A 12,852-nucleotide genomic window follows, 5' to 3' on the forward strand; every position below is an offset into this window, starting at 1 on the left:
TGGCACGCTGTTGAGTTCTCAAGGAACGGACGCTTCCTTTGTACTCACCCTCGCGGGCTTTCCTCCGGACGTTTTCGTTCGGTGTTTCATTTTGTTCTGTTCTTGCGTTTCCGACTCTATCAGACCGTTTCCGTTCCGATTTCCTCGGTGCTTTCCAGGTTCTGCGCTTTCGCGTTTTCCCTTTCCGGCGGTTCCGACTCTATCAGGGCTTTTCCATTTCCCTGACCACCCATTCCACTGCATGCAGAAGAGAGATCCGGGATAGGATCGACATTCAAGAGGCGCTGCCGACACAACGACCCGCAAGAGAGCGAGTACGTGTTGGGGTCAGGCAGGGTTACGACAGTACATGGCGCCGGTTGTTGAGGCAAATCGTTTCCGGTGCGTCCCAAGGTCGTCCAAGCGGCACCTCTCATGCGGAACCGGGACTTCTTATGACTTACCCTCTGAAGCAGGTATGCCGTCCAGGACAGGTAGTGACGGCACCGCACAAACTCCGCCCCTGGGAGGCCCCATGACCAGCGTGACGTCCCCTCTTGAAGGCCGCGTCATCGGACTCGCCGCAGTCCCCGACCCCGTGTTCTCCGGAGCGATGGTCGGTCCCGGCACCGCTATTGACCCCGTGCGCGAGCCCTCCGCGGCCGTGTCGCCCGTCGACGGTGTTGTCGTCTCCCTGCACCCGCACGCGTTCGTCGTCGTCGACGCCGAGGGCCACGGTGTGCTCACCCACCTCGGTATCGACACCGTGCAGCTGAACGGCGAGGGCTTCGAGCTCCTCGTGAACAAGGGTGACAACGTGACGCGCGGGCAGGACATCGTGCGCTGGGACCCGGCCGCCGTCGAGGCCGCCGGCAAGTCGCCCGTATGCCCCGTGGTGGCGCTCGAAGCCACTGCCGATGCGCTGTCGGACCTGGCCGAGGACAGCGACGTCAAGGTTGGCGACACTCTCTTCAGCTGGAAGTAGACGTCAGCGCCGTAGTGACGGCGGGTAGTACATCCAACGCGGCGGCACGGTCCGTCGCAACTAGCGGAGACGGTGAAATGGAGACAACGCTGCGAGGCGTCGGCGTGAGCCACGGTGTGGCGATCGGCGAAGTTCGGCACATGGGTACGGCGGTTCTCGAGCCGCCGGCCAAGCAGATTCCCGCGGAGGAGGCGGAGCGCGAACAGGGGCGTGCCCGCCAGGCCGTGGAAGCTGTGGCGGCCGATCTGATGGCGCGGGGCAACCTGGCGGGCGGTGAGGCTCAGGCTGTTCTCGAGGCTCAGGCGCTGATGGCCCAGGACCCCGAGCTGATGGCCGATGTGGACCGCCGGATCGCTGTCGGCAGCACTGCCGAGCGCGGTGTGTACGACGCGTTCGCCGCGTACCGTGCGCTGCTCGCCGGTGCCGGGGAGTACCTGGCCGGCCGGGTGGCCGACCTCGACGACGTGCGGAATCGTATCGTCGCCCGTCTGCTGGGCGTTCCGATGCCGGGTGTGCCCGACAGCGACGAGCCGTACGTGCTCATCGCGCGGGACCTGGCTCCTGCGGACACCGCTCTGCTCGACCCGGCGCTGGTGCTCGGGTTCGTGACCGAAGAGGGCGGGCCGACCAGCCACAGCGCGATCCTCGCGCGGGCGCTCGGTGTGCCTGCCGTGGTGGCGCTGCCCGGCGCCGGTGAACTGGCCGAGGGCACGGTCGTGGCCGTCGACGGCAGCACGGGCGACGTCTTCGTCGAGCCGAGTGCCGAGAAGAAGGCCGAGCTGGAGGCCGCGGCCGCCGCGCGCAAGGCCGCGCTGGCCGCGTCGACCGGTCCCGGTGCCACGTCCGACGGTCACAAGGTGCCGCTGCTCGCCAACATCGGTGGTCCGGCGGACGTGCCGGCTGCCGTGGAGGCGGGTGCCGAGGGCGTCGGTCTGTTCCGGACCGAGTTCCTCTTCCTCGACGACAGCAAGCAGGCTCCTTCGGAGGAGTCGCAGGTCGAGGCGTACCGCAAGGTGCTGGAGGCCTTCCCCGAGGGCCGTGTGGTCGTGCGTGTGCTGGATGCCGGTGCGGACAAGCCGCTCGACTTCCTGACGCCGGCCGAGGAGCCGAACCCGGCTCTGGGCGTGCGTGGTCTGCGGTCGCTGCTGGAGCACCCGGAGGTGCTGCGGACGCAGCTGACCGCGCTGGCCAAGGCCGTCGAGGGTCTGCCCGTGTACCTGGAGGTCATGGCGCCGATGGTCGCGGACCGCACGGACGCCAAGGCGTTCGCGGACGCGTGCCGTGCGGCCGGGCTGCAGGCGAAGTTCGGTGCGATGGTGGAGATTCCGTCCGCCGCGCTGCGGGCCCGGTCCATCCTGCAGGAGGTCGAGTTCCTTTCGTTGGGGACCAACGACCTGGCCCAGTACACCTTTGCCGCCGACCGTCAGGTCGGTGCGGTGTCGCGGCTGCAGGACCCGTGGCAGCCCGCGCTGCTCGACCTGGTGGCGGCTTCGGCCGATGCCGCCAGGGCCGAGGGCAAGAGCTGCGGTGTGTGCGGCGAGGCTGCTGCCGACCCGCTGCTGGCGTGTGTGCTGACCGGTCTGGGTGTCACCTCCCTGTCCATGGGCGCGAAGGCCATTCCGTACGTGCGCGCGACGCTGGCGAAGTACACGCTGGCGCAGTGCGAGCGTGCGGCTGCCGCGGCGCGTGCCGTGGACACCGCCGAAGAGGCCCGGGTGGCTGCACAGGCGGTGCTGTCCGGGGAGTGACCCGACAGCGTTGACGTTTTCCTGGGTCCGAAGGGGCTGCCGGTAACAACCGGCAGCCCCTTCGGGCTTTTCGGCTTCCTCCGCTTTTTCAGTGGCGGCCGCCGGGGGTGTCGTCGAGGGTGTAGCCCGCGCAGTACTCGACGCCTGGTTCCGGGGACACCGGTTCGCCGGTCTCGGCGTCCGTGCAGTAGGCGCTGAAGACCTCGCCCGCGGTCAGGGCGGCGAGGCGGCCCCGGTCGAGGCGCCAGCCGTGCACCCGGTCCGGTTCGCCGTCGCGGGTGGTCCGCAGGACGATTCCGCCGGGGCTTTCGAGAGCGACACCCGCGGCGAGGACCGTCACGAATTCGGCTCCCTCGTCGTCGTCGAGTTCGGGGATCCCGTCCTCGGCCACTTCTACGTGGAGGACGGCGAGGAGTTGTTCCACCTCGGCGGGGACGCTGCACACGAGGTGGTGAATGCCGGTGCCCGCTCCCTTCAACAGGGCGACGAGGAGGTGCGAGGAGCGCTCGAAGGCTTCACGGCCGATGTCCTCGCCGCATTCGGCGCAACTGCCGAGGTCGGCCAGGAGCAGGCTCGCGCAGTCCCAAGTGGCCTGCCGGACCGCTTCGTTGATGAGGGTGGGCACGAGGCTGTCGAGCGGCTGGCCCGTGTACGGGACGCAGGCGCCGTGGGCCGCTGTGTGCGCCGTGAAGCGGGCCCGGGTCGCCGGCCGGTCGGGGTCGAGCCCCGCCGCCGTACAGAACTCGGTGAATTCTTCCGGGTCGAAGAGGGCGACGCTGGTGTGCAGGCCCTGGGCCGCCAGAGTCTTGAGCAGGGCGTCGACCTGCTGGAGGTAGGTGGGGTGGTCCTCGAAGGTGAAGGTGCGGTACCTCGTCATGGCCGCGAAGTCCTCGGCGTCGGCCAGCAGGCCCACGGTGCTGGGCACTTCGCGACGCAGGGTGCGGCGCATGGACTTGGTGGTGCGGTTCTGCTTCCGGTCGTTCCTGGTGTGCTCCATTGCTCCCCCTGAGCGCGGTCGATCATTGCTCACTCACAGTAACCGCGGGGTCTGACAATGCCGGTTCGGTGAGTCGGGGTGATGTGGGCGGCCTCGGACTTCGTGGAGGTGCTGAGTGGGTCCGAGGCCGCGTACGGGTTGAGCGATCGCTCGATGCGTCGTCTCAGCGGCGGGTGCGGGCGAGGTCCTCGTAGAAGTGGAGGAGTTCGATGTTGTCGACGGAGCCCGGGTTGACCGCCTTCGTGAGGGGGGCGCCCTGGAGGAGTCGCTTCACCGGGACCTCGATGCGCTTGCCGGTGAGGGTGTGCGGCACGGCGGGGACTTCGATGACTTCGTCGGGGACGTGGCGGGGGGAGAGTTCGGCGCGGATGGTGTTCTTGATGCGGGTGCGGAGCTCGTCGTTCAGTACGGCGCCTTCGGCGAGGTGGACGAAGAGCGGCATCCAGTAGCCGCCGTTGGGCTCTTCGAGGCCGATGACGAGGGATTCGCGGATCTCGGGGAGGCGTTCGACGGCCTCGTAGATGTCTGCGGATCCCATGCGGACGCCGCCTCGGTTGAGGGTGGAGTCCGAACGGCCGTGAATGATCACGGAGTTGTGGTCGGTGATCGTGATCCAGTCGCCGTGCCGCCAGATGCCGGGGTACGCGTCGAAGTAGCTGTCGTGGTAGCGGGTGCCGTCGGGGTCGTTCCAGAAGCGGATCGGCATGGACGGCATGGGGTTGGTGACGACGAGTTCGCCGACCTCGGCGGTGAGGGGCTTGCCCTGGGGGTCCCAGGCCTGGAGGTCCGTACCGAGGCAGGCGGCCTGGAGCTCGCCGATGTGCACCGGGAGGGTGGGCACGGCGCCGGCGAAGCAGCTGCAGACGTCGGTGCCGCCGCTGACGGAGGCGATCCACAGGTCGTGGCCGGACTCCGCGAACTCGTCGTGCAGCCAGCGGAAGCCGTCGGGCGGGAGCGGGGAGCCGGTCGTGGCCACGCATTTGATGCGGGAGAGGTCGTGGTCGGCTGCCGGATGGATGTCTGCTTTGCGGCAGGCCATGACGTACGCGGCGGAGGTGCCGAAGAGGGTGGCTCCGGTGCGCTCCGCGATCGACCACTGGGCTCCGGTGTCGGGGAAGCCGGGGCTGCCGTCGTACAGAACGATCGTGGTGCCCGTGAGCAGGCCGGAGACGAGGAAGTTCCACATCATCCAGCCGGTGGAGGTGTACCAGAAGAAGCGGTCGTCGGGGCCGAGGTCGCAGTGCAGGCCGATCTGCTTGAAGTGTTCGAGCAGGATGCCGCCCTGGGACTGGACGATGGCCTTGGGGAGGCCGGTGGTGCCGGACGAATAGAGAACCCAGAGGGGGTGGTCGAAGGGAACTTGCTCGAAGACCGGCTCGTTGTCACTCTGAGTGAGGGATGACCATTCGAGAGTGCCGGAGGGGGCGGGTGTATTGAGCAGGGGGATGTGGACGACCGCGCGGAGGGTCGGGAGTTCGCGGCGGAGTTCGGCGACGGTGTCCGTGCGGTCGTGGGTCTTGCCGCCGTAGCGGTAGCCGTCGACGGCGAACAGGACGACCGGCTCGACCTGCTGGAAGCGGTCGAGGACGCTGCGAGCGCCGAAGTCGGGGGCACAGGAGGTCCATACGGCGCCGACTGCGGCGGTGGCGAGGAGGGCGGTGATCGCTTGGGGGATGTTGGGGAGGTAGCCGCTGACGCGGTCTCCGGGTCGCACGCCGAGGGCGCGGAGCTCGGCGGCCAGGGAGCCGACCTGGCGGCGGAGTTCGGACCAGGTGACGGGCTCGGGGTTCTGGGACTCGTCGACGTGCAGCAGGGCGGGGTCGTCGGCGCGGGCCGGATCCTCGGCGGTGCGCAGGGCGTGCTCGGCGTAGTTGAGGGTGGCGCCGGGGAACCATTCGGCGCCGGGCATGGTGCGGTCGCCGAGGACCTTCTCGTACGGGGTGGAGAAGCGGATGTCGAACCAGTCGGCGACGGCTTTCCAGAACGTGTCGAGTTCGGTGACGGACCAGCGGTGGAGGGCGTCGTAGCCGCCTTCTGCGGGGGCGCCGTAGCGGTCGGCGGCCCAGGCCTGGAAACGGGTGACCGCTGCCTCGGCGATGCGGTCGGGGCCCGGCTGCCAGAGGGGGGCGGGCTGGGACGCGGGGTTCGTCGCTGGGGCTGAGGACATGGGGTGGCTCCCGGATTTTTCGGCTCTGCGGCTCTGCGGTTGGGCGGCTCTGCGGTGGGGCTGGGGTGGGGCGGACTGGAGGGGACGATGCCATGTGATCGACTTCTGCACCAGGGTGGGTGGGCGTGTGTGGGGCGGGCGTGTTCGGGGTGAGGGGTGCGCAGGGGGGGCGTTGCGGGGGTGGGCGTTGCGCGGCTCCTTGTGAGGGTGGCTCGGCTGCCCGCAGAACGGCAGCACCAGCTGCGTACCCGGGCGGTGGCGTGGTGTGGCGCGGCGTGGCGTGTGCCGTTGCTGGGTGGCAGGTGGCGTCCTCGGGCGGAGGCGCACCAGTCCATGGGTGGGTGAGACATGGCGGTGGGGCCGGGGTTGTGGGGTGGGTGAACGGAAGTTGAACGGCGGGCATTGGCGGGAGGGCGGGTGGCAGGGTGAGAGGCATGGACGGTCATGACCTGTTGCGCTCGATGAAGATGGTCGGTTCCGTGCAGGGGCTGCGGTCCGTGCGGGCTGCTTGGCGCCGGCGGCGTACGGATGCCTGGGGGTTGCCTCCGCGTACGGCCGAGCGGGCACGTGTGCCGGGCGCGGTGACAGGAGCGGAGGCACTCCCCGGGGGTGGGATCGTCCGGTTCGCGCGGTCCGAGCTGCGGATTCTGGTTGTCGCGGGCGGCGCGGTGTTCTGGGGGTGGGACGGGGCCGGGCCGGAGCCTTCGTACGCGTTGGCCGGGTTGTGCCCCGATCCGGATGTCCGGGTCGTGCTGGAGCCGGACAAGGACGGCGGGTGGCAGGTCGTGTCGGAACGGGTGACGGTCGCGGTCTCCCGGCACGGCGCGATCGAGGTCCGGACGCCGGGCGGGGTGTTGCTGCGGCGGGAGCTGCCGCCGCGGTGGTGGGAGCCGGTGGAGAGTGGTGGCGCGGGTGAGGACGAGGACGAGGGTGGCAGCGGGGGCGGCGGGGAGAGTGGTGGCGCGGGTGACGACGAGGGTCGCAGCGGGGGCAGCGGCGGCGGGGCGCGGGCCCGCGCCCGGGGCGTAGTCGAAGCCGGGGCCAAGGCCGCAGCCGCAGCAAGGGCCTTGGCCGATGAGGCCGGACGGGCAGGGGCAGAGGCAGGAGCTCGGGCTCGGGCTCGGGCAGGGACTGGAGTCCCAGCAGGGACCGGAGACAACGCCGGGGCCGAAGCCGCAGTTGGGGCCGGGGCTGGAGCCGCCTCGGAGGCAGGGGGCGGGGGCGGGGGCCGGGCTGGGGACGCTGCAGGGACCGGGGCAGAGCCGGGGGCCGGGGCAGAGGCGGAGGTCGGGGCAAAGCCGGAGGCAGGGGCAGAGGCAGAGGGCGGAGCCCTAGCCGGACGCGAAGCCGGGGACGGACGCGGCGACGGGGACGCCACAGAGGCCGAGGCAGAAGCAGGGGCACGGGAAGGGTCCGGAGCAGGGGCACGGGCCGGGGATGGAGCAGGAACACGGGCGGGGGCCGGAGCACGAGCAGGTGCGGAGGCACGGGCACGGGCCGGAACACGGGCCGAGGTCGAAGCACGGGCAAGGATCGGAGCTGGGGCTGGAGCGCGGGCACGGGCACGGGCGGGGGCAGGAGCACGGGCAGGTGCTGAGGCTGGAGCACAGGCACGGGCAGGAGCACGAGCCGAGGCCGGAGATGGGGCTGGAGCACGAGCCGAGGCCGGAGATGGGGCTGGAGCACGAGCCGAGGCCGGAGATGGGGCTGGAGCACGAGCAGGGGTCGGAGATGGGGCTGGAGTACGAGCAGGGGTCGGAGATGGGGCTGGAGTACGAGCAGGGGGGCAGGCCGGAGCAGGGGGTGGGGGTGGTTTGTCTGGTGGGGTGGGAGGGGGTGGGAGGGCTGATGGTGTGGGTTACGTGGGGCGGTGGTTGCAGCGGTCCGAGGTGCCTGCGGACGCGCGGTTCTTCGGGCTCGGTGGGCGGGCCGGCGGGCCTCGGCTGCGGGACGGGACGTACCGGCTGTGGAACACCGACCCCGGCGGACGGTTCGGGCCGGGGGACGACCCGCTGTATCTCACGATGCCGGTGCAGTTCGTGGTGTCCGACGCGGGGACGCACCTCGCGTTCTACGACAACACCTGGGACGGCCGCGTCGTGCTGCGTGAGGGTGAGGAGGGCGGCGGCTCGGGGCACGACCGGTGGGGGTGCAGTGAAGTACGCATGACTGGCGGGCCGTTGAGGTGCTGGGTCGTGGTCGGCACGCCCGCGCGGGTGCTGCACGGATGGACGGCGCTGACCGGCCGGCCCGCGCTGCCACCCTCCTGGGCGCTCGGGCCGCAGCACGCCAGGTGGGGGTTCGGGAGCGCGGAGGAAGTACGGCGGGTAGCCGCCGGCTACCGGGAGCGGGGGCTTCCACTGTCCGCGCTGCACCTGGACATCGACCACTACGACCGGCATCGGGTGTTCACCGTGGACCGGGAGGTGTTTCCCGATCTTCCCGGGATGGCGCGGGAGTTGGGGGACAAGGGCGTACGGCTGGTGTCGATCGTGGATCCGGCGGTGCGGGCGGAGCCCGGGAATGCCGTGTACGACAGTGGGGTCGAGGCCGGGGCCTTCGTACGCGATGGGCGGGGGCGGGAGGTGCGGGGCGAGGTGTGGCCCGGGGAGTGTGCCTTCCCGGACTTCACCGATCCGCAAGTGCGGGACTGGTGGGGAGGTCTGTACGCGGAGCGGCTGGAGCAGGGGTTTTCCGGCGTGTGGCACGACATGAACGAGCCTGTGTCGTTCTCCGCGTTCGGGGATCCGACGCTCCCCCGGTCCGCGCGCCACGTCTTGGAAGGGCGGGGCGGTGATCATCGCGAGGCGCACAACGTGTATGGGCTGGCGATGGCGCGGGCCGGCTACGAGGGTTTGCGGCGGCTGCGGCCCGAGGAGCGGCCGTTCCTGTTCTCCCGGTCCGGGTGGGTGGGGATGCAGCGCTATGGAGGGACCTGGTCGGGGGACGTGACGACCGAGTGGCCCGGCTTGCGGGCGTCGTTGTCGCTGGTGCTGGGGCTCGGCCTGTGCGGAGTTCCGTATTCCGGGCCGGATGTGGGCGGGTTCGGTGGGAGTCCGGGGGCTGAGTTGTATCTGCGGTGGTTCCAGTTGGGGGCGTATCTGCCGTTGTTCCGTACGCATGCGGCGATCGACGCGGGGCGGCGGGAGCCGTGGGAGTTCGGGCCGCGGGTGCTGGAGCACGCGCGGGCGGCGCTGGCCGAACGGGAGCGGCTGCGGCCGTACTTCGTGACGCTGTCACATCTGGCGCGGCTCACCGGCGCGCCCTATGTGCGGCCCGTGTGGTGGGGTGCGCCGGACGATCGGGCGTTGCGGGACTGCGAGGACGCGTTCCTGTTGGGGGACTCGTTCTTGGTGGCGCCAGTGCTGGAGCCGGGGGCGGACCGGCGGGCGGTGCGGCTGCCGCGGGGGCGGTGGTACGACACCTTGACCGGAGAGGCCTACGAGGGGCCGGGGCAGGTACTGCTGGATGCGCCGGGAGTTGGCAGCGGGGGGTCTGGTGCGGCGGGGGCCGGGGTGATGGGGCCGGGCGGGGTGGGGTCCCGCATTCCCGTGCTGGCGAGGGGCGGAGCGGTGATTCCGGTGCGGGACGGAAAGGGCGGGCTCGAACTGGAGGTGTGGGCTCCGGCGCCGGGGCGTACCGGGAGCGGGCTGGTGGTACGGGATGCGGGTGAGGGGTGGGAGCAGCCGCAGGTCGAGCGGTTCACCTCCCAGGTGCGGGAGGGGCGGGTTGTGGTGGAGCGGGAAGGGGGAGGCGAGGTGGGCTTTGAGGTTCGGGTGAGGGGTGGGGTGGAGTGAGGGGCGCGGTGGAGTGGAGTGAGGTGAGGAGGCATGCGCCGGGCTGACAGCCTCGCCGCCGCCGAAGACAAGATCGCCCAGATCGAAGCCCAGCAAGAGAGGAAACAGTCCCCCGTCTTCCTGGGCCTACCCGCCCTCTCCCAGCTCACCGCTCGGAACAACGAAGCCACCAAGTAGCCGGACGGCGCCGCACCTCCCCGAGCCGGTGAAGCCGACCGGCAAGCCCGCACCGATCCGCATCAGGATGCAACCGCAGACGATTCGTCTCGCCTCTGCCCCCCTGCGCTGACGGTCGGCGAAGCAACTCAAGATCTACTTGTTCACTCGCACCATGCGCCTGGCTGCGGCCCGCAGCTCCGCCTGCCGAACCTGTTGATCTGCTTCCCGGAAGGCTGACAGTGTGACGTCTTCGGGATGGAAGCAGTCGTCGTCGACCCGGCCTTCGAGGACGAACCCGAAGAAGACCCGCAGAACTTCGTTGCCCAGCTCCAGCGGGTGGAAGGGCAGGGGGTAGCCGGGTGCATGCACCACGGGGTGTTGCTCGGCCCAGAAGTCCCGCTCCACCGGCAGCGGGTTGCCGATCTGCTCGATGATGCCCTCATCCGGGGCAAGGCTCAGGCTCCGCACGAGCGTGCCGTGCTCCCACAGAGCGAACCCCATCCAGTCCACCGCACTGTCCATGGCCACCGCGAAGGCCCTCGGGTGAGCGGAACGAGGAATGTACTCTGCCAGCTCACTAGGACGAGCCCGGCCCAGGTCTTGCGACGTAAGGACATCAACGTCAGCGAACCGCCCGGCACAGACCATCCCGAGCTCCGGCCGGACCGCCCCGTCCAGCACTCGCGGGCCAGCCGGTTCCACGCCTTCCAGCGCCAGTACCTCGCTGACCAGGAGCCGAGCCTCCGCCTCATCAGCCACCAGGCCAGGCCGAAGCGCCGCACGAGGTGTCTCCCGCGCGAACGCGAGCAACGACGCCTTCGAACCCATGAGCTGCCACCATTTCCATCGGTATGTGGTTTCTGAAGAGCCCATCATCCGATGGCGGCGGGCCCGGATCGGTCACCCGGAAGTACGCAGACAACGATTCACCTGCAAGTCAACCGCCAGGTCACCACGGCGAGAGACTGTCCGGGGTGGACACGAGGAGCCTGCCATCTCATCCTCACCGTGCGTCACCAGCCAAGGGAAATGACACAGGCACTCAATCGACCTGTCGGCCACGACGCCGACTTCCGCAAGGAGGGAAACGCCGTCGAACTGCTGACCAACAAGCTCAAGGCCGCGGCATCGCCACCCGAAACGACAACACCCCAGACAGCTACTTCGCCGACCTGGTTCAAAGGAGGGGCGAGGTCAGGTGTACAGGCCGGTGAACCACGAGTGGGCGGCCTGGGTGTGGAGAGGGAAGGCCAGGGGCTTCGGGGTGTGCAGGAGGTGCCAGCCCGTGGTTTCGAGGGTGGGGGCCGGTGGTGGGAGGTCGGAGGCGTCGCGGGTGGGCAGCAGGCCGAAGAGGAGCAGGTGGCCGGCCGGGGAGCTCAGGGCGTCGGCGAGGCGGACCTCCGTGGCCGGGGCCTCGATTCCGGTTTCTTCGTGGAGTTCGCGCACGACCGCGTCCCGCCAGTCCTCGCCGTGGTCGATGAAGCCGCCGGGCAGGGCGATACCGCCACGGCACGGTTCGATGGTGCGGGTGATCACCACCAGGCCGGTTCCCTCGGGCGATCTCACAGGGAGCAGCGCGACCGCCACCGGCAGTGGGTTGCGGTACGCCGTTTCGCCGCACTCGGCGCAGGTACGGGGCCATCCTGCGGTCTCCGCGTACGGCGCGCCGCAGTGGGCGCAGTGGGAATGGTGGGAGTGGTGGGAGTGGTTCACGGCGCGACTTTAGGGCTTGTTCGTGGGGCCTGTCCGGCGGATCGGGGGCAATGGAGGGGTCTCTTCTGCTCCGCCAGGGCTGCGTGGTGTCGGTGGGGGCTCTCCTGCGGACGGAAGGGGCAGGTGAGCAGAGGGGCGCAGCGCGGCAGGCAGGATCCGCTGGGTGGGGTCGGGGGCCCGGGCCGGGCGTCCCTGACTCGGGACGTTCAGTGGGGTTTCCCCGAGGGGCGCGGGGTGGTAAACGGGGCGCATGAGACGACGACTTGGTTCCGCCCTGTGCGCCTTCGGCGCCGCCGCCCTAGCCTTCCTGACCGTCGCTGCCGCCCCCTCCCCCGCCCAGGCACAGGCACAGGCACAGCGGCCGAAGCATGCCGGGGCTCCCGAAGCGTTCGTGTCGCTGCGGTCCGTGGACCCGACGATCCTTCAGGACATGCGGTACGCCACCGACCACACCTTCATGGGCGAGGCCGTGGACGGGTACCGGCAGCCGGTGTGCATCCTGACCCGTCCCGCCGCGCAGGCACTGAAGAAGGCCCAGCGCACGCTGCTCCGCTCCGGCTACACCCTCAAGGTGTACGACTGTTACCGCCCGCAGCGCGCCGTCGACCACTTCGTACGGTGGGCCAAGGACCTCGACGACACGGCCATGAAGGGCGAGTTCTATCCCCGGGTCGACAAGTCGCGGCTGTTCGCGGACGGTTACATCGCGGAGAAGTCCGGGCACAGCCGGGGCAGCACGGTCGACCTGACGATCGTCCGGCTGCCTGCCGGGCCCACCAGGCCGTACGTACCGGGCGAGAAGCTGAAGCCCTGTTTCGCGCCCAAGAGTGAGCGCTTTCCTGACAACTCCGTTGATATGGGGACCGGTTACGACTGCTTCGACACTCTGTCGCACACCGACGACCCCCGCGTGCAGGGCATGCAGCGGTCGAACAGGCAGTTGTTGAAGAGCACTCTTGCCGCGCAGGGGTTCACCAATCTGCCCGAGGAGTGGTGGCACTTCACGCACAAGCCGGAGCTCTTCCCCGACACCTACTTCGACTTCCCGGTCGCGCGGCGGTCCGTCGCCGGGCACTGAGTCGGGCACTGAGTCGGGCACTGGGTCGGAGATCGAGTCGGGCATTGAACACTTCGGTGTTCGGTGCAACCGAGCGGGCTGCCAGGACCACCCCCGTCGGCCCCGGCAGCCCGCTCTCTCCTACCGGACGCCGAATCCCCATATCCGGTTCTCCGTTTCGCGAATTCCTGCGAACGAATACCGTGCCCCCATGACGCCGACCTCCATGCCACAGACCTCCATGCCGCAG

The 12,852-nt window shown here is 69.9% G+C and carries 9 protein-coding genes and 1 pseudogene; 6 read left to right on the forward strand and 4 right to left on the reverse strand.

What is annotated here, in order from left to right; genetic code table 11:
* Nucleotides 1–514 precede the first annotated feature (514 nt).
* Both AB0D18_RS33720 and ptsP read left to right on the forward strand, forming a co-directional pair.
* Nucleotides 515–964 carry a PTS glucose transporter subunit IIA gene (locus AB0D18_RS33720; protein ID WP_362427436.1) on the forward strand — a complete coding sequence of 150 codons (450 nt, stop codon included), beginning with the start codon at nt 515–517 and terminating at the stop codon, nt 962–964.
* A 77-nt stretch (nt 965–1,041) separates the two neighbouring features.
* Entirely contained in the window at nt 1,042–2,712 is a 1,671-nt protein-coding gene (gene ptsP, locus AB0D18_RS33725) for a phosphoenolpyruvate--protein phosphotransferase (protein ID WP_362427439.1), read from the forward strand.
* A gap of 88 nt (nt 2,713–2,800) precedes the next feature.
* Here the strand turns inward: ptsP and AB0D18_RS33730 are convergent, their stop codons facing one another.
* Nucleotides 2,801–3,709 carry a hypothetical protein gene (locus tag AB0D18_RS33730; RefSeq protein ID WP_362427442.1) on the reverse strand — a complete coding sequence of 303 codons (909 nt, stop codon included), beginning with the start codon at nt 3,707–3,709 and terminating at the stop codon, nt 2,801–2,803.
* 163 nt (nt 3,710–3,872) lie between these two features.
* Entirely contained in the window at nt 3,873–5,876 is a 2,004-nt protein-coding gene (locus AB0D18_RS33735; protein WP_362427445.1) for an acetoacetate--CoA ligase, read from the reverse strand.
* Between the two features lie 434 nt (nt 5,877–6,310).
* On the opposite strand from AB0D18_RS33735, the pseudogene AB0D18_RS33740 reads away from it, so the two are divergent.
* From AB0D18_RS33740 to AB0D18_RS33750, 3 genes and pseudogenes are all read left to right on the forward strand, one after another.
* Nucleotides 6,311–6,772: pseudogene (locus tag AB0D18_RS33740) on the forward strand (glycosyl hydrolase); the annotation flags it as partial.
* Nucleotides 6,773–7,408: 636 nt separating this feature from the next.
* Nucleotides 7,409–9,673 carry a TIM-barrel domain-containing protein gene (locus AB0D18_RS33745; protein WP_362427646.1) on the forward strand — a complete coding sequence of 755 codons (2,265 nt, stop codon included), beginning with the start codon at nt 7,409–7,411 and terminating at the stop codon, nt 9,671–9,673.
* 33 nt (nt 9,674–9,706) lie between these two features.
* On the forward strand, nt 9,707–9,850 hold the full coding sequence (locus AB0D18_RS33750) for a hypothetical protein (RefSeq protein ID WP_362427448.1): 144 nt from the start codon (nt 9,707–9,709) through the stop codon (nt 9,848–9,850).
* 135 nt (nt 9,851–9,985) lie between these two features.
* Here AB0D18_RS33750 and AB0D18_RS33755 read toward each other — a convergent pair whose 3' ends face one another.
* Entirely contained in the window at nt 9,986–10,660 is a 675-nt protein-coding gene (locus AB0D18_RS33755; RefSeq protein ID WP_362427451.1) for a hypothetical protein, read from the reverse strand.
* Nucleotides 10,661–11,026: 366 nt separating this feature from the next.
* A complete protein-coding gene (locus AB0D18_RS33760; protein ID WP_362427454.1) occupies nt 11,027–11,545 on the reverse strand; it encodes an NUDIX domain-containing protein in 519 nt (172 codons plus the stop codon).
* Between the two features lie 250 nt (nt 11,546–11,795).
* On the opposite strand from AB0D18_RS33760, the gene AB0D18_RS33765 reads away from it, so the two are divergent.
* Nucleotides 11,796–12,623, forward strand: coding sequence for a M15 family metallopeptidase (locus AB0D18_RS33765; RefSeq protein ID WP_362427456.1), 828 nt, complete (start codon nt 11,796–11,798; stop codon nt 12,621–12,623).
* Nucleotides 12,624–12,852: the final 229 nt, after the last annotated feature.

Source organism: Streptomyces sp. NPDC048442 (assembly GCF_040651475.1).
Lineage (GTDB): Bacteria > Actinomycetota > Actinomycetes > Streptomycetales > Streptomycetaceae > Streptomyces.